The 19,915-nt window shown below is 68.6% G+C and carries 17 protein-coding genes; 5 read left to right on the top strand and 12 right to left on the bottom strand.

Features of this window, described 5'->3' with window-relative positions; genetic code table 11:
- The first annotated feature begins 25 nt into the window (after positions 1–25).
- A complete protein-coding gene (locus tag DW296_RS04305; protein WP_136051236.1) occupies positions 26–1,789 on the top strand; it encodes an alkaline phosphatase family protein in 1,764 nt (587 codons plus the stop codon).
- An 81-nt stretch (positions 1,790–1,870) separates the two neighbouring features.
- Here the strand turns inward: DW296_RS04305 and DW296_RS04300 are convergent, their stop codons facing one another.
- From DW296_RS04300 to DW296_RS04290, 3 genes are all read right to left on the bottom strand, one after another.
- Positions 1,871–2,521 carry a dihydrofolate reductase family protein gene (locus DW296_RS04300; protein ID WP_136051235.1) on the bottom strand — a complete coding sequence of 217 codons (651 nt, stop codon included), beginning with the start codon at positions 2,519–2,521 and terminating at the stop codon, positions 1,871–1,873.
- 97 nt (positions 2,522–2,618) lie between these two features.
- Positions 2,619–3,677, bottom strand: a complete 1,059-nt coding sequence (locus DW296_RS04295; RefSeq protein WP_136051234.1) for an LLM class flavin-dependent oxidoreductase — start codon at positions 3,675–3,677, stop codon at positions 2,619–2,621.
- A gap of 28 nt (positions 3,678–3,705) precedes the next feature.
- Complete coding sequence (locus DW296_RS04290) at positions 3,706–5,214, bottom strand: DUF7059 domain-containing protein (protein ID WP_136051233.1); 1,509 nt, start codon at positions 5,212–5,214, stop codon at positions 3,706–3,708.
- 96 nt (positions 5,215–5,310) lie between these two features.
- Here DW296_RS04290 and DW296_RS04285 point away from each other — a divergent pair, with 96 nt between their 5' ends.
- From DW296_RS04285 to trxA, 4 genes are all read left to right on the top strand, one after another.
- Positions 5,311–7,506, top strand: a complete 2,196-nt coding sequence (locus DW296_RS04285; protein ID WP_136051232.1) for a DUF6049 family protein — start codon at positions 5,311–5,313, stop codon at positions 7,504–7,506.
- Positions 7,499–9,115 (top strand): murein biosynthesis integral membrane protein MurJ, encoded by a 1,617-nt coding sequence (murJ, locus tag DW296_RS04280; protein WP_136051231.1) that lies wholly within the window; start codon positions 7,499–7,501, stop codon positions 9,113–9,115. The genes DW296_RS04285 and murJ overlap by 8 nt, the downstream gene beginning before the upstream one ends.
- A gap of 79 nt (positions 9,116–9,194) precedes the next feature.
- Positions 9,195–10,169, top strand: a complete 975-nt coding sequence (gene trxB, locus DW296_RS04275; protein WP_136051230.1) for a thioredoxin-disulfide reductase — start codon at positions 9,195–9,197, stop codon at positions 10,167–10,169.
- A 68-nt stretch (positions 10,170–10,237) separates the two neighbouring features.
- Entirely contained in the window at positions 10,238–10,561 is a 324-nt protein-coding gene (gene trxA, locus DW296_RS04270; RefSeq protein WP_025102859.1) for a thioredoxin, read from the top strand.
- Positions 10,562–10,672: 111 nt separating this feature from the next.
- Here the strand turns inward: trxA and DW296_RS04265 are convergent, their stop codons facing one another.
- The 9 genes from DW296_RS04265 to rnpA form a co-directional block, all read right to left on the bottom strand.
- Positions 10,673–11,008, bottom strand: a complete 336-nt coding sequence (locus DW296_RS04265) for a hypothetical protein (RefSeq protein WP_062765879.1) — start codon at positions 11,006–11,008, stop codon at positions 10,673–10,675.
- A 9-nt stretch (positions 11,009–11,017) separates the two neighbouring features.
- Positions 11,018–12,466 (bottom strand): sugar porter family MFS transporter, encoded by a 1,449-nt coding sequence (locus tag DW296_RS04260; protein WP_205807813.1) that lies wholly within the window; start codon positions 12,464–12,466, stop codon positions 11,018–11,020.
- Positions 12,467–12,527: 61 nt separating this feature from the next.
- Positions 12,528–13,502, bottom strand: a complete 975-nt coding sequence (locus DW296_RS04255) for a ParB/RepB/Spo0J family partition protein (RefSeq protein WP_136051228.1) — start codon at positions 13,500–13,502, stop codon at positions 12,528–12,530.
- Positions 13,502–14,374, bottom strand: coding sequence for a ParA family protein (locus DW296_RS04250; RefSeq protein WP_275091846.1), 873 nt, complete (start codon positions 14,372–14,374; stop codon positions 13,502–13,504). The genes DW296_RS04255 and DW296_RS04250 overlap by 1 nt, the downstream gene beginning before the upstream one ends.
- 2,603 nt (positions 14,375–16,977) lie before the next feature.
- The gene (rsmG, locus tag DW296_RS04245; RefSeq protein ID WP_136051226.1) at positions 16,978–17,625 is read right to left on the bottom strand and encodes a 16S rRNA (guanine(527)-N(7))-methyltransferase RsmG; all 648 of its coding nucleotides are present in this window, start codon (positions 17,623–17,625) and stop codon (positions 16,978–16,980) included.
- 24 nt (positions 17,626–17,649) lie between these two features.
- On the bottom strand, positions 17,650–18,141 hold the full coding sequence (locus tag DW296_RS04240) for a Jag family protein (protein WP_136051225.1): 492 nt from the start codon (positions 18,139–18,141) through the stop codon (positions 17,650–17,652).
- The gene (gene yidC, locus DW296_RS04235) at positions 18,138–19,208 is read right to left on the bottom strand and encodes a membrane protein insertase YidC (protein ID WP_136051224.1); all 1,071 of its coding nucleotides are present in this window, start codon (positions 19,206–19,208) and stop codon (positions 18,138–18,140) included. The genes DW296_RS04240 and yidC overlap by 4 nt, the downstream gene beginning before the upstream one ends.
- A gap of 3 nt (positions 19,209–19,211) precedes the next feature.
- A complete protein-coding gene (gene yidD, locus DW296_RS04230; RefSeq protein WP_136051223.1) occupies positions 19,212–19,562 on the bottom strand; it encodes a membrane protein insertion efficiency factor YidD in 351 nt (116 codons plus the stop codon).
- Positions 19,559–19,909 carry a ribonuclease P protein component gene (gene rnpA / locus DW296_RS04225; protein WP_136051222.1) on the bottom strand — a complete coding sequence of 117 codons (351 nt, stop codon included), beginning with the start codon at positions 19,907–19,909 and terminating at the stop codon, positions 19,559–19,561. Before rnpA ends, yidD begins: the two co-directional genes overlap by 4 nt.
- Between the last annotated feature and the right edge of the window lie 6 nt (positions 19,910–19,915).

The following is a 19,915-nucleotide window of genomic DNA, read 5'->3' as shown; positions in this document are numbered from 1 at the left end:
GCTCGCGCGGTCATAGGATCGCGGCATGGTCGACGCTGACACCCCCTCCGACGCCTCTCCCCGCGACCCCTCCCGGCGCGGATTCCTCACCGTGGGCGGCGCCGCCTTGGCCGGAGCTGTGATCGGCGGCGCGGGAGGGGCGGCTATCGGGGCCTCCGTCGCCGGGGCCGGAGGCCGGGACGGCTTCGCCGACGATCCGGATCCGTTCGCCGCACTCACGCCCCGCTCCGAGCCCGGCTTCGATCACGTTGTCGTGGTGATGGGCGAGAACCGCTCCTTCGACAACCTCCTCGGCTACCTCTACACGGCCGAGACGCTGCCGGCAGGCGAGACCTTCGAGGGTCTCGCGTTCGGCACGCACAGCAACACCGCCCCGGACGGCACGGTGGTGGAGGCGCACGTCTACCGGGGCGACACGGACCGCATCATGAGCCTCCCCGATCCGGACCCGGGTGAGGAGTACCCGCACGTCAACACGCAGATCTTCGGCACCGTCGACCCGAAGACCAACGCCGACCTGTTCGTCGACGAGATGACCACGCCCTTCAACGCCCCCACCCACGGCGAGAAGGCGACGATGTCCGGCTTCCTCGAGGACTACATCATCAACTTCCGCCGACTGCGCGACGGGAAAGAACCGGGCCTGGACGAAGCGCGGCACATCATGGGCTCGTTCTCCCCGGAGATGCTTCCGGTGCTCTCGACCCTCGCCGCCGAGTTCGCCGTGTTCGACCACTGGTACGCCGGAGTGCCCTCCCAGACCTTCTGCAATCGCTCCTTCTTCCACGCGTCGACCTCGCACGGCTTCGTGACGAATCAGGCGGGCGGCGGCTACCGGAAGTGGCTCGATGCCCCTGCCGCACCGACCGTGTTCAACCGTCTGGAAGACCGCAAGGTGAGCTGGCGGATCTACATCGACGAACTCCAGCTCGTCTCCTTCACGGGGATGCTGCATGCGGCGGTGCTGGAGAAGTACTGGCGCACGGATCATTTCGGCACGATGGAGGACTTCTACGCCGACGCGAAGAACGGCACCCTCCCGGCGTACGCGTTCATCGAGCCCCGGATGGTCTACGACCACAACGACTTCCATCCGCCGTTCGGGAAGCCGCGGGAGAGCGTGGTCGACGGCGAGCCCGTATATGACAGCGCCATCTCCGATGTGCGGGCGGGCGATCGGCTCATCCACGACGTCTACGAGGCCGTGCGCACGAGCGCGACGCCCGGCGGCTCGAACGCCGTGAACACCCTGCTGCTCATCACCTTCGACGAGCACGGCGGCTGTTACGACCACGTGCCGCCGCCCGCAGCCACGAAACCCACGAAGGACAGCGGCGCCGGGGAGATGGGCTTCACGTTCGACCGGCTCGGCTGTCGTGTCCCGGCGATCGCGGTGTCGGCGTACACGCGGCGCGGCACGATCATCCACGACGAGATGCACCACGGGTCGGTCACCGCCACGCTGTCGCGCCTGCACGGCCTGGAGCCGTTGAACGACCGCGATCAGTCGGCCAACACGCTGCTCAACGTCGTGAACCTCGACAAGCCGCGGCACCCGGCCGACTGGCCCGTGACCACACCCGCGTACACCCCGCCGAATCCCGAGGACGGCACCCCGCAGCCGAACGAGGCGGATCACCTCAAGCCGCTCACCCCTCCCGCCCGCGGCCTTCTCGGGCTCCTCCTCGCCCGGTACGGCGCGCCGGGTGAGAAGGAACCCGAGACCTTCGCCGACGCGTACCGGCTCCTCCACGAGCACGGCGAGGAGCTGTTCGGGCCTCCGCTCTGACGCCGCACTTCCGCGCGAGGTCGCAGGGATCCACGGAGTCCGTGCGACCCCGGTGCGATTCTGCGACCGCGCGCCGGCGACTCAGCCCTCGCGGGAGAACGTGATGTGGGTCACTCCGGACTCCGCGACCTCGGACGTCACGCGATAGCCGGCCTCAAGGCCGCGCAGGTCATCCCAGAGTCGGATGCCGCTGCCGGTGAGGATGGGGGTGATGCCCACGTGCAGGTCGTCGACGAGCCCCGCGCGCAGGAACTCCCGGACCGTGGTCGCCCCGCCGCCGACGCGCACGTCACGTCCTCCGGCCACCGCCACGGCTTCCCGCAGCGCCTCCTCCGGGGTCGCGGAGAGGAAGCGGAAGCTCGTGCCGTTCGCGAACTCGATCGACGGGCGCGGAGTATGCGTGAGGACGAACACCGGCACCTCGAACGGCGGCTCCTCGCCCCACCAGCCGCGCCACTCCGGGTCGTCCGGGTTCGCGTGGAGCCCGAACATCCCGGCGCCCATGATCTCGGCGCCGATGCCCTGGAAGTACTGCGCCGCGTACTTCTCGTCGACCCCGGTCGTGCCCGCGCCGCTCGTGTCGTGGAAGACGCGCTCCTGGAAGGTGCGGGTCGCCGTGTAGGCCGCGGTGAGTCGTCCCCAGTCCTCGCCGAAGGGGTTCTCCGGGGTCTGATCGGTCGTCGTGGCGAAGCCGTCGAGGGTGATGTTGAGGTCGACGCGCACGCGGGTCATGGTGCCTCCGAAGCGGTGGGGACGGGCACCGGTCGGCGCGCCGTCCCCAGCGTCGGGCGTAACGCGGCCCCTGTCAAGAGCGGACCGCCGTGCCGGATCAGACCACGGGGTCGCCCTGGACCGGTCCCTCCGTGTTGGGCTTCCACCCGAGGGCCGGCGCCACGTGCTCCGCGAACGCCTCGAGCACGTGGAGGTTGTACTCCGGCCCGAGCTGGTTCGGGATTGTCAGCATGAGGGTGTCCGCGGCCATGACGGCCTCGTCTTGCCGGAGCTGCTCGATGAGGACGTCGGGCTCCGCCGCGTAGGTCTTGCCGAACGTGGAACGGAAACCGTCGATGATGCCGATCTGGTCGGCGTTCTCCTCGCTGCGCAGCCCGAAGTAGGCGCGGTCCATATCCGACACGAGCGGGAACACGCTGCGGCTGACCGAGACCCGCGGCGACCCGGTGTGACCGGCCTCGCGGTAGGCGGAGCGGAACAGCTCGATCTGCTCGCGCTGCAGCTCGTGGAACGGCTGACCCGTGGCCTCGGTCACGAGCGTCGAGCTCATCATGTTGAGCCCCTGGCGTCCGGTCTCCTCGGCCGTGGCGCGCGAGCCCGAGCCCCACCAGATGTGGTCACGCAGCGTGGGCGACTGCGGCTCGATCGCGAGGTACTGTCCCGCGCCCACCATCCGGGGGTCGCCGGGGGCGAGTCGCTCGCCGTCGATGGCCCGCAGGAAGATCTCGAACTTCTCCCGCGCGAGCACGCTGCCGCGCTCCGGGTCCTCCTCGTCGCGGAAGCCGAAGGTCTCGTAGCCGCGCAGCGCCGTCTCGGGTGACCCGCGGCTCACGCCGAGCGCGATCCGGCCGTCCGCGATGAGGTCGAGTGCGGCCGCCTCCTCCGCGAACTGGAACGGGTTCTCGTAGCGCATGTCGATCACGCCGGTGCCGACCTCGATCCGCTCGGTGCGCGCGGCCATGGCCGTCAGCAGCGGCATCGGGGACGCCGCCTGGCGGGCCCAGTGGTGCACGCGGACGTAGGCGCCGTTGACGCCGAGCTCGTCCGCGCCCTCCGCGATCTCGATGGTCTGCTTCAGCATGTCGCCCGCGGTGCGGGTGGCCGAGCCGGGCACGTCGGCGTAGTGACCGAACGAGAGGAATCCGAAAGCCTTCATGGTGTATTCGAACGCATGGAAGCCGGGACTATTCCCCCGGGAGGAGGAAGCCGTCGAGCACGAGTCCTCGGATGCGCGGCTCGAGCTCCGCCCAGAGCTGCGCGAAAGGCACCTCGAAGAGGTCGGCGAGGGCGGGGGCGATCTGCAGCACCTGGAGCTCCCCGTCGCAGGCGCCGACGAAGCCGGCCAGCGCCGGGTCCACCGCGACCGTCCGCGCGAACCCGCCGCCCTGACGCAGCTCGATGACGCTCGGGTCGTCGTTGCCCGGGAGCAGATGACGGGCCTCCGTGACGTCGGGGGCCACGACGAGCGTGTCGGGCAGTCCGTCGGGGAGCGCATCGTGGGCCGTGAGGCCGAGGCCGAGCGCCGCTCCCACGTTCGCCACGGGCTGCGAGATCCGCTCCGACCGCCGCAGCGGCTCCCCCTGCCCCCGGCGGAGCAGCACGTAGCCGAAGCCGATCGCGGTCACGCCCCGCGCCGCGAAGTCGTCGAGCCACGCGGTCAGCAGCGGGGTGAAGGCGGCATCGCGCGGTGTGATGCCGCCGTCCCTGATCCACAGCTCCGCGTACGCGAGGGGTGACAGCTCCTCCCGCTCCACCACCCACAGGTCGAGGTCGGCGGGCACCCACGCGTCCAGCCGGGCGAGGCCGGTGATCCCCGTGCGGGACTCCCAGTTGCCGAGAAGCTGGGCGATGCCGCCCGGGGTGAGGTGCGCCGGTGCCGTGCGCACGAACTGCTCGACCAGCGCGTCGCCGACGAGACCGCCGTCGCGGTACTCATAGGCGGGGACGCCCTCCGTTCGGGGGGTGATCACGAACGGCGGGTTCGAGACGATGAGATCGAACGCCTCCCCGGCGACCGGCTCGAACATGCTCCCGTGGCGGAACTCGATGTTCGTGACCCCGTTGAGCTGCGCGTTCAACGCGGCGTAGGCGAGCGCGCGGCGGGAGACATCGGTGGCGACGACCCGGCCGGCGCGCCGCGCCACGAGGAGTGCCTGGATGCCGCACCCCGTGCCGAGGTCGAGGGCACGATCCACCGCGAGCGGCACGACCGTCTCAGCGAGCGTGCGGGAGGCGCCGCCCACTCCGAGGACGTGATCGGCCGGCAGCGGACCGTCGAGGGCGACCTCGTCCAGATCGCTCGCGATCCACCACTCCCCGACACCGTCCTCGTCGACGAACGACTGCGGGCGCAGCAGCGCGACCGGGATCACGGAGTCGGCGTCGACCGTCGCCAGCCCCAGGGCCTCCAGACCGTCCACGCCGAGGGTGGGCAGGGCGCGCTCCACCGCCGCTCGGGGCTGCGGAAGCCCGAGCACCAGGAGGCGTCCGAGGGTCGCGAGCACGCCCTCGTCCCCGGCGATCGCCCGCAGGATGGGTTCGCGCAGGCCGCGGGCCAGGGCGTCGTCCGCCTCCTCTCCCCAGAGACGACGCAGGGGCTCGGATCGGAGGTCGGCGGCGTCGAGATCCGCGGCGAACGCGGCACTGCGGAGCGGGTCGGGGCGGGGGGCGGGGGCGTCGGACACGGCCGTCACTCTACGCGTCTTCAGGGTTCTCCTCTGTCCGGCCTCCTAGAATCGCAGAGTCAGTACTCACGATCCGCCTCTCCCCGGCGTTCGAGGAAGACCTTCATGACCGCGATCACTCCCGAGACGGGCCTCCGCGCGCGCGTGCGCCGGCTCGCGGCGTTCGTGGTCGCCGCCGGTGTCTGCGCCGTAGGTGTCGCCGGTCCCGCTGTGGCGGCCGACCAGCCGGCCGCGGACGACGACCACCGGGTCGAACTGCACGTCACGGCGGGTCTGCGGGGCACCGTCGCGCCGGGCACGTCGACGTCGGCCGTGGTCACGATCGAGAACGAGACCGAGGCGGAGCTCTCGGCCGGTCGCGTCGAGGTCGAGCTCGGGAGCACCCCGCTGACCGACGACGATGCCGTCACCGAGTGGTTGGACGAGGGCCAGGCCGCGGGCTCCTTCCTCCCGCTCGGAGAGGAGACCACGAAGCCGGCGGAGGCGGGCGGATCCGCTGCCACCACCGTGTACGTGCCACAGGAGACCCTGAAGCCGTTGAAACCCGGGGTGTACCCGCTGCGGGCTGCCCTGAGCGACGCCGGCACGAAAGATGGTGAGGGGCAGCGCACCACCATCTGGGACACCACCGCGACGAGCGTCCTCGTCGTCACCTCCGGCCCCACGAGCCCGGTCGGGGTCATCGTGCCCATCACCGCCACGCCGGCGGGCGGTGCCCTCCTGAGCGCCGAGGAGCTCACGGAGTTGACCGCCCCGGACGGCGACCTCACCGCGCAGCTCGACGGCGTGGCCGGGACGACGGCGGTGCTCGCGGTCGACCCTGCCATCCTCACCTCGATCCGCGCGCTGGGCACCGCCGCCCCCTCCGCGGCGACCGACTGGCTGCAGCGGCTCGACGAGCTCCCGAACACCCGATTCGCCCTGCAGTTCGGCGATGCCGACCTCACGGTGCAGGCGCAGGCCGGTCTGCCCGGGGCGCTGGCGCCGCTGCCGCTGACGTCGCTGCTCGATCCCGCCGCTTTCCCCCAGCAGCGAGCCGTGACACCGACGAGCACTCCCGGCACCACCGCCGGTCCGTCGGCGACGCCGACCGACGGACCGGCTCTTCCCACCGACGAGCAGCTCACGGAGATCGACGGCGCGATCCCCGGGATCGTCTGGCCGGAGAGCGACCTCACGGAGGCCGACCTCGCGGCATTCACCGGCTATCTGGGACGCCCCGCCACGACCATCGTGTCGTCCGAGACCGTCGGAGACCAGAGTGCGGCCCACGCGACAGCGGGCGGTCAGGACCTGCTCGTCACCGACGCCGCCACGTCGGCCGCGCTGTCTGCCGCGGCGACCGAATCCGCCTCGGTTCCCCGCCAGGGGCTGTTGGCGGAAGCGGCGGCGCGGCTCTTCCTCGCCGGCGCCCGCGCCCCCGGCGCTCCGATCCTCATCGGCCTGGAGCGCGACGAGAACCGCTCCGCGGACGCCCTCCGCGACGCGATCTCGGCGGCCGACTCGATCGGCTTCGAGCTCTCGACCGTGCGGGCGGCTCCGGCCGCCTCGGTGAGCCTGCCCGAGACGGCCGCGGCGACCCGGGCGTCCGACCTCACCAATCTCCTCGCCGACGAGCGCTCCCTCACAGCCTTCGCCACCGTCCTCAGCGACCCCCTCGTGCTGTTGAGCCCCGAGCGGATCCGGATCCTGCGGACCATCGCGGTCGGATCGTCCGCGGAAGCCTTCGCCGAGAAGGTCGCGGCACATCGTGCGCGCACCACCGAGACGCTCGGCGCCGTCAGCATCCCCGACTCCAGCACCATCCAGCTCCTCACGGCCAACGCCGACCTCCCCATCGCCGTGCGCAACGACCTCCCGTGGCCGGTGACGGTCCGGTTGTACGCCGCACCCACCGATCCGCGCCTCGAGGTGACGCCCGTGATCGACGTCGCCGTGCAGGCGAACTCGACCACGAGGGCGAAGGTGCCGGTGTCGGCCCGTGTCGGCAGCGGCGAGCTCGATCTGCGCCTCAGCCTCACCAGCCCGACCGGGGTGCCGATCCAGTCCGAGCAGACCATCCGCGTCGCGGTGCGCGCGGAGTGGGAGACCATCGGCCTCGTCGTCTTCGGCGGACTCGCCGTGCTCCTCATCGCTCTCGGGGTGGTGCGCACCGTGCGCCGGAAGCGTCGGGAGGCGATCGAAGAGCAGGCCGTGGAGGCCGCCGTCGAGGAACTGATCGAGGAGAAGGAGGCGGAGGCGGCCGTGCAGGAGCACCATGACGGTCCGGATGCCCCGCCCACGAAGGAGTCGCGTGAGTAGTCTCGGGCGCGCCAGCGCCATCATCGGCGCCGGCACCATGGTGTCGCGCGTGACCGGGCTGCTGCGCAGCATCGTCCTGGTGGCAGTGATCGGGTCGTTCAACTCGGGGCCGGCCGACGCGTTCGCCGCGGCGAACACTCTCCCGAACAGCGTCTTCTCTCTCATCTCCGTCGGTATCCTCACCGCGGTCATCGTGCCGCAGATCGTCAAGGCCACCGCAGACGCCGACGGGGGCAATGCCTTCATCTCGAAGCTCTTCACGCTCGGCACGGTCGTGCTGGTGGCTGTCACGGCGATCGCCACGATCGCCGCCCCGTGGCTCGTGCAGATCGTCGCCGGGGGCCTGTCCTCGACCACCCAGGCGCTCGCGACCGCGCTCGCGTACTGGTGTCTCCCGCAGATCCTCTTCTACGGTCTGTACGCCCTGCTGGGCGAAGCCCTGAACGCGCGTCGGATCTTCGGCCCCTTCACCTGGGCGCCCGTCGTCAACAACATCGTCTCCATCATCGGATTCCTGATCCTGGGGTGGGCCTTCTCCCCGGTCTCCCGGAACTCCGCCGACTGGACGCCGGAGATGATCGCGACGCTCGGCGGCACGGCGACCCTCGGTATCGCCGTGCAGGCGCTCATCCTGCTGCTGTTCTGGAGGCGGACGGGGCTGTCCCTGCGTCCCGACTTCCATTGGCGGGGTGTCGGCCTCGGCAACGTGGGCAAGCTCGCGGGGTGGACCTTCCTGATGGCCCTGGCCTCGCTGTCCGCGGGGGTGCTCCAGGGCAACATCGTCAGCAACGCGTCCGAGTCGGGTGCTTCGCTCGCCGTGACGGCCAACGCCTGGCTCATCTTCATGCTGCCGTACTCGGTCATCGTGCTGTCGATCGGGACCCCGTACTTCACGCAGATCAGCGAGCACGCGGCCGCAGGTCGCGATGACGAGGTCCGCGGGGACATCTCGCGCAGCATCCGCACACTGCTGTTCTTCATCGTCGCCGCCGTCGCCGCCGTCGCCGCCGCAGCCATCCCCGCCTCCCGCGTCTTCACCGAGAGCCCCTCGGATGCCGAGGGCGCCGCCATCGTCCTCCTCTGCTACCTGATCAGCCTCATCCCGCTCACGATCCTGTTCATCGTCCAGCGCACCTTCTACGCCTACGACGACACGCGCACGCCCTTCTGGTTCACGATCTTCCAGTGCACGTTGATCGTCGTGACCGCGCTGGGCGCGGCGGCCCTCCTGTCCGCGGAGGTCATCGCCTTGACCCAGCTGGCTGCCGCCGTGGCTCTGGGCCAGTCGATCGCCAGCACGCTGCAGACGATCGTGGCGACCTGGCTGCTGCATCGCAAGATCGGCAGACTCGGAGTCCTGTCCTGGCTGCGCGCCCTCGCGGTCTTCGCGATCGCCGCGATCCCGGCGGGGCTCGTCGGCTGGGGCACATTCCTCCTCCTCGGCGGAACGACGGGATGGGCGACATCCGGAGTCCTCCCCGGCGCCCTGGCGACCGCCGTCGTCGGCCTCGCGGTCGTGCTCGTGTACGTCGCGATCCTCGCGGTCTTCCGCGTGCCGGAGCTGAAGGCCGCCGGGAGGCTCGTCCGGCGGTTCCTGCCCGGCCGCTGACGCGGGAATGCCCCGCGGTTACCATGGGTTGAAGCAGTCGGACGTCTTTCGACGGCACCGCTTTTCTAACGGAGATCACATGCGTCAGGTCATCATCATCGGCTCCGGCCCCGCCGGATTCACGGCTGCCATCTACGCGGCGCGCGCGAACCTGGAGCCGCTGCTCATCGCGAGCTCCGTCGAGGTCGGCGGAGAGCTCATGAACACGACTGAGGTGGAGAACTACCCCGGCTTCCCGGAGGGCATCCAGGGTCCCGAGCTCATGGCCAAGTTCCAGGAGCAGGCCGAGAAGTTCGGCACCGAGGTGCTCTACGACGACGTCACCGAGCTTGACGTCGCCGGCCCCGTCAAGAAGGTCACCCTCGGTTCGGGCGCCACCCACGAGGCGAAGACCATCATCTACGCGACCGGGTCTGCCTACCGCAAGCTCGGCATCGAGGGCGAGGAGCGCCTCTCCGGCTTCGGCGTCTCCTGGTGCGCCACCTGCGACGGCTTCTTCTTCCGTCAGAAGACGATCGCCGTCGTCGGCGGCGGCGACTCGGCCATGGAGGAGGCCACCTTCCTCACGCGTTTCGCGGACAAGGTGTACGTCATCCACCGCAAGGACTCCCTCCGCGCCTCGAAGATCATGCAGGAGCGTGCCTTCGCGAACGAGAAGATCGAGTTCGTGTGGAACAGCGAGGTCGTGGAGATCCTCGGCGACAACGCCGTCTCGGGCGTGCAGCTGCGTTCCACGGAGGACGGCTCGCTGCGCGACCTGCCCCTCGACGGCCTGTTCATCGCCATCGGCAACGATCCGCGCACCCACCTCGTCCACGAGAAGCTCGAGCTCACGCCCGAGGGGACGATCTGGGTCGACGGTCGCTCCTCGCGCACGTCGGTCCCCGGTGTCTTCGCCGCCGGCGACGTGATCGACCCCACCTACCGCCAGGCCATCACCGCCGCCGGGACGGGCACGATCGCCGCCCTCGACGCCGAGCACTTCCTCGCCGACCTCGAGGACTCCTCCGTCGAGGTCCCCGCGGCCGAGGCCGCCGAGGTCATCACGGCCTGACCACGGCCGGGAACACTTTCCCCCCGCCCGTTGTTGCAACAGGCGAACCTCGAACAAGGAGAACTCTGATGAGTGCAAAGGCAACGAGCCAGGCGACCTGGGAGCAGGACGTGCTGCAGGCCGATGGTCCCGTGCTGGTGGACTTCTGGGCCGAGTGGTGCGGTCCGTGTCGTATGGTCGCGCCGGTGCTGGACGAGATCCAGTCCGACAACCCCGACAAGATCACCATCCTCAAGCTCAACGTGGACGAGAACCCGGAGCTGGCCATGAAGTACCAGATCACGTCGATCCCGGCGATGAAGGTCTTCCAGGGCGGAGAGGTCAAGACGACGATCATCGGCGCCAAGCCGAAGTTCGCCCTCGAACAGGATCTGGCCGCTTTCCTCGGCTGATCCCCCCACGACCACGAGAAGGGCCGCACCTCCGGGTGCGGCCCTTCTCGCATTCCCCGGGCCGCCCGAACTGGTCCGCCACGGGTCAGGAGAGAACGAGGAGCATCGGCGTCAGGAGGCGTCGGCGATGCGCGGGTCCCAGCGACGGTGGCGCTGCTTCTCGTCCAGAAGCCCCCAGACGGCCGGGGTGAGCTCCGGGTATTCCAGGGCGATCTGTCGCAGCACGCGGTAGTGTCGCGCGGCGTTCGGACGCACACCATCGTTCGCGGCGATGTTGTCGGCGCGGAGCAGGTAGACGACGAGTTCGTCGACGCTGGGCAGCTCCTCCATGAACTCCCACGGGTCCTCGCCGCCGAGCAGGCGCTCCTGCACGAGGACGGCGAGTTCGTCCGACGCCTCGGCGCGCAGCACTTCCAGGCTGGCGCGACGGGGGACGGCTTCGGTCATCCCTCCAGCCTACGCGCGCGCGCGACGGGGTCGGCGCTCCACCTTCGCATCCTCGCTCATGTCCTCGAGCTCGCGGCCCTTGGTCTCCGGCACCTTGAAGAACACGAAGAAGAACGACAGCAGCGCGAAGAACGCGTAGAAGCCGTAGGCGAACGTGAGGCCGATCTCGGCGAACGCCGGGAAAGTCGTCGAGATGAAGAAGTTGGCCACCCACTGCGCCGCCGCGGCGACGGCCAGAGCACCGGCACGGATGGAGTTCGGGAAGATCTCGCCCAGGAGCACCCACACCAACGGGCCCCAGCTCGCACCGAAGAACACGACGAAGCCGTTGGCGCAGATGAGGGCGACGGTGGCCCAGGGGTCGGGGAGGGTCGCGGTTCCGGAGGCGTCGAGCGTGCCGAACGAGAACGCGAGAGCCATGAGCCCGAGGGTCACCGTCATACCGACCGAGCCGACCAGCAGCATGATCCGACGCCCGATGCGGTCGACGAGGAGGATCGCGACGATCGTGACGACGATGTTCGTGACGGACGTGATGACGGAGGTGAGGAGCGCGCTGGACTCGTCGAAGCCCACCGACTGCCACAGCGTGGTGGAGTAGTAGAAGATGACGTTGATGCCGACGAACTGCTGGAACACCGACAGCAGGATGCCTACCCAGACGATCGGCTTGAGCCCGAGACGGCTTCCTCGCAGGTCCCGCAGCGACTCGGAGCGCTCCGTGTCGATCGTGCCCGTGATCTCCTTGATCTTCGCGTCGGTGTCGATCGTCCCCGTGACGGTCTGGAGGACTTCCGCGGCGCGCTTCACCTCGCCCTTGCGCACCAGATAGCGCGGGGACTCCGGCAGCCGCAACGACATCAACCCGTAGACGAGCGCGGGGATGGCCGCGACCATGAACATCCATCGCCACGCGGTCAGGCCCCACAGGGGCTGGTCCGCCTCCCCCGCGATACCGGCGAGCAGGGCATCGGACAACAGTGCGGCGAAGATGCCGAGGACGATCGCGAGCTGTTGCAGCGAGCCGAGACGGCCGCGAATCGCTGCCGGCGACACCTCTGCGATGTATGCGGGTGCGATCACCGAAGCCGCACCGACGCCGAGGCCGCCGATCACACGCCAGATGATGAGATCGACGACGCTGAACGCGAGGCCGGAGCCGATCGCCGAGACGAAGAACATGGCAGCGGCGACCACCATCACGGGGATGCGACCGAACTTGTTCGATACGGGTCCTGCGAACCAGGCGCCCACGGCGCAGCCGATCAGGGCCGACGATACCGCGAAGCCCTTGAGGCCGGTGCCGAGATCGAATCCGGAGACGTCTCCGGCCAGAGCGTCGACGGCGCCGTTGATCACCGCGGTGTCGAATCCGAAGAGGAATCCACCCAGAGCCGCCGCGATACTGACGGCGATCACGCGACGCTTGATAGTCGCTGGATCAGCTGGTCTGGACATGACATCCCCCTCGCATCGTCAAGATGACGCGAGTCTATGCCAGCCCCGACCAGGGGCGCGGTCACCGCGCGGAGCCGTACCCTTCTTCACCGAGCTCCTCGAGAATGCGGTTCAGGTCCTGGATCGATGCGAAATCGATCGTGACCTGGCCTTTCCGTGCACCCAGGGAGATCCGGACCCGGGTGTTGAGGCGGTCGCCGAGCTTGCCGGCGACCTCGTCCAGATACGCCCGACGCGCACCAGGTGTCGGCTTCGGGGTCTTGCCTGCAGACGGCTGCGACTTGGCGGCTTCTTCCGTCGCGCGAACGGACAGGTCCTCGTTGACGACCTTGTCCGCGAGACGCTGCATCGCTTCCGGAGAATCCACGCTGAGGATCGCGCGGGCGTGCCCCGCGGTCAGCACGCCGGCGGCCACCCGCTGCTGCACCGGGACCGGGAGCTTGAGCAGGCGGATGGTGTTGCTGATCTGAGGACGGGAGCGCCCGATGCGCGTGGCCAGCTCCTCCTGCGTGATGCCGAAGTCGTCGAGGAGCTGCTGGTAGGCCGATGCCTCTTCCAGAGGGTTCAGTTCCGAGCGGTGGAGGTTCTCCAGCAGCGCGTCCCGGAGGAGGTCCTCGTCGGCCGTGTCGCGGACGATGGCCGGGATCGATTCGAGTCCCGCCTCACGGGCAGCCCGCGTGCGCCGCTCCCCCATGATGAGCTCGTACTCGCCGTCACCGTTCTTCCGCACGACCACCGGCTGCAGCACACCGAACTCGCGGACGCTGTGGACGAGCTCCGCGAGGTCCTCCGGGTTGAAGTGCGTGCGCGGCTGGCGAGGGTTGGGGACGATCGCCTGCGGGTCGACCTGGATCAGATGGATCCCGGGCACCGCCTCGAGTTCGGTCTCGGGGGCGGAGTCGGTGGTCGTCGAGGGGGCCTCGGACACCGGGGCGATCTTCGCGCCGGGGAAGAACACGTCGACGGGACGTTCCGTCTGGTCCGCCGTTGGGATGAGGGCTCCGATGCCGCGGCCGAGTCCGGTGCGCTTCGCCATTATTTCTCCTTGCTCTGCGTCTGTCGCGACGCGATCTCGACGGCGGCCTCACGGTAGGCGATCGCTCCGGCGGACTGACCGTCGTAGGCGATGACCGTCTGGCCGAAACTGGGGGCTTCCGACACGCGAACGGAGCGCGGAATCACTGTGTCCAACACCTGAGACGGGAAGTGGGACCGGACTTCCTCTGCCACCTGCTGCGCCAGCCGCGTCCGGCCGTCGAACATCGTCAGGAGGATCGTCGAGAGATGGAGGCCCGGATTGAGGTGCTTCTGGATCATCTGGATGCTGCCGAGCAGCTGGCTCAGGCCCTCGAGGGCGTAGTACTCGCACTGGATCGGGATGAAGACCTCGTTCGCCGCGGTGAACGCGTTGATCGTGAGGAGCCCGAGAGAAGGAGGACAGTCGATGATGACGAAGTCGACGGGATGGTCCGCGAGGTAGTCCTCCAGGGCGCGGCGCAGGCGGTGCTCCCGCGCGACCTGCGCGACGAGCTCGATCTCAGCGCCGGCGAGGTGGATGGTGCTCGGCGCACAGAAGAGGTTCGGACTCTCCGGGCTCGGCTGCACGATCTCCGCGAGGGGGAACTCGTCGATGAGGACGTCGTAGACGCTCGGCGTGTCGGCGTTGTGCGGCACACCGAGAGCGGTCGAGGCGTTCCCCTGAGGATCCAGGTCGACCACGAGGACCTTCGCTCCGAGACCAGCCAGCGCGGATGCGATGTTCACAGCGCTCGTGGTCTTACCCACGCCGCCCTTCTGGTTCGACACCGTCAGGATGCGTGTTTCTCCCCCGAACTCCACGGTGACTGCTTCGAGCGCGCGGCGGCGAACGGAGAGATCCGCGATTTCTCGCGCGAGGGGGGTGTCCATCCCGAACGATTCGTTCGATGATGCCTTCTCGGACTGTTTCACGTGAAACATCCACTCCTTTCGGGGCCGCGTTCCACTCTAATCGCAGCGACCGACCTCGGATTACAGGCACGACCGGGGGCAGAGATGCTCGCAGTCCGCGCAGTTCCGCATACATGTGGCCAGTGAGCTCCAACCCTGTCCGTTTCACGTGAAACGAGGGCTTCAAACAGGGCCAGCTGAAGGCGGGCCTCGTCGCCAGTGGCTTCGTGCAACTCGATGCCGACGGAGCACGAAGAGACACCCCGTGCACCGGCGTTGCGGGGCTAGTCCGATACCTCAGTCACGATCCGGGACCCGACGCCCCCACCTCCCATGGGCACCCACCCCCCGGCCTTTGACGCCGGATGTCGTCCGCGCGTCGGGTGAATCCATGACTGCGTCCTTCTCGGCACCCCGGCGGGCTCCGAGAACCCTCAGATCGACCGGTCACCTCCCATCCCCCGCCCGATCGCGCTCCGTTTCACGTGAAACAGCCCCCGTCCTGCGGTGTATTCATCCGGTTCACCATCTCGGGCACGCGAGAGGACGTGTTCCCCAGGCACAGCTGGGGTCGATCCGCGACGAGGGAGCACACCCGCGCCCGATGCTGGGCGCGGAACTGACGGAGTTCCCTGCGCGGGAGCGGGCTCCGGACGACGTGGCGTCGCCCACCCACGGACGCCATCAGCACCGTGTCTGACGTGTGTCGAACGACCGTGTCTCGAATACCCAGCGCGCGCCACATTGGAGACGAGGGATCACGGCACGTCTGCCACCGCGGCGGCCGGTGACACCATTGCCCACCCCGCAGCAAGACCGATCGCGGGGCCCGCTCCGCTCATCGACTGACACCGTTGCGCCTCGCGGCCAGCTGCGGTAACCCGGAGTCTCTCCCGCACGACACACGAGACGCCGCATGAGCACTGCTGCGCCAGCCCCCGAAGGTACAAAAGTCAATTCCTCCTGTGAGAGGCCCGCGCGCCGCGCCCCTCTACACGTCGACACCCCATCGAACGCCAGGCCAGCACCGGTGACACCGAGTCTCTCGCCGTACAACATACGCACGCGGCGTGAGAGATCGTGTGGTGCAGCAGTCGGGGGCCCCACAGCTCACTCCCGTGAGAGGGGCGCTCGTTCACCTGACCCCTCTACCCAACGACACACACCATCGGACGTCGACGCCGGACCCGGTGACCCCGAGTCTCGTCGGACGACGAATGAGACGAGGCATCCCGCAATCTCCCTCGCGGCGGAGCCCGGCATCGCACTCCCCCACGGGATGGCCACTCGAGGGCTCGACTCCAGTCTCCGGGGCACACCCCCGAACGTCACTGCCCGGACCCTTGGTACCAGGACCTCTGCGATCACACAGGAGAGAGCAACGGGGAACCCCTGCGGTGGCTTCGCCGACCGGGTGACCTTCCTGCCCGCCGAGAGCCCGCGGGTGACATCGACTCCCGCGAGGGAGGGCACGGAGCCCGGTGCATGTGAAAGTGCCCCCTGCCAGACGCCACGCTCACCGTTGCCACCCACGCACCCACGGGACCGGCACTCCTCCGCACAGCGACGTACACCCAGCACTGTGGCGGCCCCCCGAGGAGACCCCGAGCGTTTCACGTGAAACACTCGATCATTACACTTGTCGTACCGACACGCCTCCTCCACTTTGGAATGCGCCAGGTCAAGAGATTGAAGACGGTGGGCGGTCGAGGGAGGCCGCGCTCGATAGCTCGCTAGACGCGAAGTGAGCGACGTTTCACGTGAAACGGTGGTGTGTCTGATGTGACCGCGTCGGTCATGACCCCGGGCCCCTGTCTTACTCAGGGGAGCCTCTTCGCTCCGCGATTCTCTGTGCCGCAGCTCAGAAGACAGCACCGCTCGATCGGTGACTCGCCACCACGAACGGACGCCGGCGTCGGTCTGAAGGCCACACGACGCGGAGCGCCGCCAATGACCTCGCAGGAGAACACCGCTCCTGACCTCCGGGCCGCCTGAGGACAGAGCTCCGCGCTGCCGGGTTTGATCAGTCGAGGTGCCGTCGGTCCCCCCGCCTTCCGTGAAGTGTCAGAGACCGTGATGAGAATACCCGTCAACGGCTTCCCCCACGCCCGGGACGGCTCTGTCGGCGTCTATCGGCTCGGGTCTACTCCGGGGCGGGCCTGCTCCGACGAGGCACTCCCCCGACCGCCCCGGTGAGATGCTCTCGCGATGCATGGTCCTCTCCGCCGCACCGACGAGTCGAGCACGCGCGGGCCCCCGACAGAGGTCGGTCACCGATCCAGGACCATCGCAGCCGAAACTGGCGTGATATCGCACCGACGCTATCCCCCAGGCGAACGATTGCCCACACTTCACGCTGTCGAGTCCGCTCCCCACGCACCGCACCGACGTCTCCTCGCCGCTTCACGTGAAACATCGCCCACCTGGCGCTCACCCCCACGCGTCAGCAGGCGAGAGGGTATCGGCCCCGCGGATCAGACTGTCGTGCCTACCAAAGAGCACGGACACTCGCACCCGGCGCGAGGGTGCGCGCACCACCGGCCCGCCAAACCGGCAGTGTTTCACGTGAAACGCGCGCGTCCTCAGCGCACCTGGGCGCGGACGACCCGAGTCGTCTCCGGGAGCAGTCCTTCACCCAGAACTTCGACGCGAACGTTGGAAAGCTTGAACTTCGCGATCTGCTTCCGCGCCGCCTCGATCTCGTTGGCGGCGTTCATGCCCTTCAAGAGGGCGAGTTCGCCACCATCGCGCACCAGCGGAGCCGTCAGTGGGATCAAGGTACGCAGTGCGCTCACCGCGCGAGCTGTGACGACGTCGAAGGCACCCTTCGTTCGGACGTCCTCCGCACGCGCCCGGAGAATTGTGACGTTGGAGAGCCCGAGGTCGTTCACCTGCTCCGTCAACCAGTTGATCCGACGCTCCATCGGCTCCACCAGTGTCCAAGACACGTCGGGGCGGGCGATCGCGAGCACCAGACCGGGCAGTCCAGCACCAGACCCGATGTCCGCCACGGAACCGTGGAACAGTGGTGCGGCGACGGCGCTGTTCAGGATGTGACGGGTCCACAAGCGGGGCAGCTCGAGCGGTCCGATCAGACCCCGCTCCTCCCCCTCACGTGCAAGGGAGTTCGTGAACCGCCGAGCGATCTCCAGGCGGTCTCCGAACAGCTCGGCAGCAACGGCCGGCTCCTGCTCGACGGTCTTCTCGCCGGAATCGCTCGTCTCAGACATCCGCCAGTACTCGCCTTCGGTACGTCAGTGACGGCGCAGGACCGTGTGGCGGTCCGCGCCCTCGCCGTACGACTCGGAGACGAGCCCTCGCTCGGCGGCGATGTCGTGCACCAGTTTGCGCTCGTAGCTGGACATCGCGGGCAGCGACGCCTGCGAGGAACCTTCATCGAGCTTGGCCGCGGCGGCCTCGACCAGGGTCACGAGCTGGCGGCGGCGCGCGTCCCGCGAACCACCGATGTCGAGGATGAGACGCGAGAACGAGCCGGTCTTGTTCTGGACGGCCAACCGGGTCAGCTCCTGCAATGCCTGCACGGTGTCAGGAGCCGAGAGCAGTGCGAGGCCATCACCCTCGGCCTCGACCGAGACGTAGGCTCGTCCCTGACGGACGTCGAGGTTCAGATCGCCGTCGATGTCGGCGATGTCGAGCAGCTCCTCGAGGTAGTCGGCGGCGACATCGCCCTCGTTCTCGAGCTGCGCCACCGTGGGCTCGCCGCTTCCGATCACGACCTCACTCATGACGCGTTCCCCTTCTTCTTCGCGCGCTTCTTGCCGACCGGCTGCTGCCGCTTCGGGGCCTCCGCCTTCGCCTTCTCCGCCTGCTCCAGCAGACGCTGCTGCTCGGCTTCGTACACCGACATCGGCACGACCTTGCCCGACGAGTCGATGGCCTTGCCCTTGCGCGCCAGGCGCTCCTCGCGAGCCTTGGCCGCTTCGGAACCGGGCGTCGGCATCTCGCGGATGACAAGGAACTGCTGCCCCATGGTCCAGAGGTTCGAGATGAACCAGTACACGACGACGCCGAGCGGGAAGAACACACCGGAGAAGATGAAGCCCAGCGGCAGCACGTAGAGCATGATCTTCTGCATCTGGTACGCCTGGCCGGTCTTGGCCTCCGGCGAGAGGTTCTTCGAGATGATCTGCAGCTGGGTGAAGAACTGCGACGCGATCATCAGGACGACCAGGGTGACCAGGATGACGATCGCCGTGACGTTCTGGGCCTCGATCGCATTGCCGAGGTTCTCGTGCAGCGAGGCGACGCCGAAGAGCTTGGCGTCGTAGAACTCCTGCGTGAGCTCAGGGCTCAGCAGTCCGACACCGCCGATGCCCTGCGTCGCGTGCTTGCTGACGTCGCTCAGCACGCTGTAGAGCGAGAAGAAGATCGGCATCTGCACGAGCAGCGGCAGACAGCTCGACATCGGCGTCGTGCCGTGCTTCTTGTATAGCGCCATCGTCTCGCGGCTCATCGCCTCACGAGAGAGCTGGTCCTTCTTGCCGCGATACTTCTCCTGCACTTTTCGCAGTTCAGGAGCGATTTCCATCATCTTGCGCTGGCTCTTGATCTGCTTCACGAACAGCGGGATGAGCGCCGCGCGGACCACGATCACGAGGCCGACGATCGAGAGGACCCAGGTGATGCCGGAAGCCGCCGGGAGGCCGACGGCCGTCAGCAGCCAATGCCAGGCGACGAGGATCAGTTCGACGACCCACTTCAGCGGCCACAGGATCGTTCCGAGCAGATCGAATCCGCCGGATGCCGGTTCCGGGCTGGGGGTGGCACTGGCGAACAGAAGGTCAAGACCCACCGATCAGTCCTTTCGGGAGGGGACGACGAAACCGTGAGCGGTCAGGTCGTAGCGGAAGTGTCGATGCGGTGTGACGTCGTCGACGCCTCCGCGAGACCAGGGATTGCAGCGGAGGATGCGCCACGCCGAGAGCAGAGCCCCCCGCACGGCGCCGTGCTGCTGCACCGCACCTACAGCGTAGGCGGAACAGGAGGGGTAGTACGCACACACGTCTCCGTACATCGGCGAGATCACCTTGCGGTACCCCGCGAGGAACGCGAGTAAGGCGTTGCGCGGCAGGAGTGGGATGCTCCGGACCACGTCTCGCCCGCGCATCTCCCCAGACCCCACCGAGGACGCCGGCAAGGCGGTCATGATGCCGCCTCGGCCGGCGTGAGCCGAGCCAGGCAGCGATGAACGTCGTTGCGGAGTTCGGCGTACGACGCGGTCGCGGATGCAGGAAGGGCACGGATGACGACATCCGTGCCCTGCGGAACACGCGGCAACGCTTCCGCACAGACGGCTTTGAGTCGCCGACGGACGGTGTTGCGCACCACTGCGGTGCCCACCTGCTTGCTGATGATGAAACCGAACCGCGCTGCCCTGCTCTCGCCCGTCACCAGCATGGAGGTGAGGACGCGGGCCCCGCCACAACGCGATCCGCGTCGAACGACCAGTCGGTAGTCGCTCCCGCGGGTCAAACGGAACGGGCGGGCGAGCACAGCTGC

The organism is Microbacterium sp. K36, from assembly GCF_004794355.1.
GTDB classification, from domain to species: Bacteria; Actinomycetota; Actinomycetes; order Actinomycetales; family Microbacteriaceae; genus Microbacterium; species Microbacterium paraoxydans_D.
The sequence above is the reverse complement of the archived record's forward strand: the minus strand, read 5'-3'. Positions and strand labels throughout refer to the sequence as shown.

Bases quoted from the DNA above. Each gene is read 5' to 3' on its own strand.
- DW296_RS04285 (WP_136051232.1), top strand. From the start codon at position 5,311: ATGACCGCGATCACTCCCGAGACGGGCCTCCGCGCGCGCGTGCGCCGG.
- yidD (WP_136051223.1), bottom strand. From the start codon at position 19,562: ATGACCGCCTTGCCGGCGTCCTCGGTGGGGTCTGGGGAGATGCGCGGG.
- DW296_RS04260 (WP_205807813.1), bottom strand. From the start codon at position 12,466: ATGTCCAGACCAGCTGATCCAGCGACTATCAAGCGTCGCGTGATCGCC.
- DW296_RS04255 (WP_136051228.1), bottom strand. From the start codon at position 13,502: ATGGCGAAGCGCACCGGACTCGGCCGCGGCATCGGAGCCCTCATCCCA.
- DW296_RS04300 (WP_136051235.1), bottom strand. From the start codon at position 2,521: ATGACCCGCGTGCGCGTCGACCTCAACATCACCCTCGACGGCTTCGCC.
- rsmG (WP_136051226.1), bottom strand. From the start codon at position 17,625: ATGTCTGAGACGAGCGATTCCGGCGAGAAGACCGTCGAGCAGGAGCCG.
- DW296_RS04240 (WP_136051225.1), bottom strand. From the start codon at position 18,141: ATGAGTGAGGTCGTGATCGGAAGCGGCGAGCCCACGGTGGCGCAGCTC.
- trxA (WP_025102859.1), top strand. From the start codon at position 10,238: ATGAGTGCAAAGGCAACGAGCCAGGCGACCTGGGAGCAGGACGTGCTG.
- DW296_RS04295 (WP_136051234.1), bottom strand. From the start codon at position 3,677: ATGAAGGCTTTCGGATTCCTCTCGTTCGGTCACTACGCCGACGTGCCC.
- DW296_RS04305 (WP_136051236.1), top strand. From the start codon at position 26: ATGGTCGACGCTGACACCCCCTCCGACGCCTCTCCCCGCGACCCCTCC.
- DW296_RS04250 (WP_275091846.1), bottom strand. From the start codon at position 14,374: ATGGACACCCCCCTCGCGCGAGAAATCGCGGATCTCTCCGTTCGCCGC.
- trxB (WP_136051230.1), top strand. From the start codon at position 9,195: ATGCGTCAGGTCATCATCATCGGCTCCGGCCCCGCCGGATTCACGGCT.
- DW296_RS04265 (WP_062765879.1), bottom strand. From the start codon at position 11,008: ATGACCGAAGCCGTCCCCCGTCGCGCCAGCCTGGAAGTGCTGCGCGCC.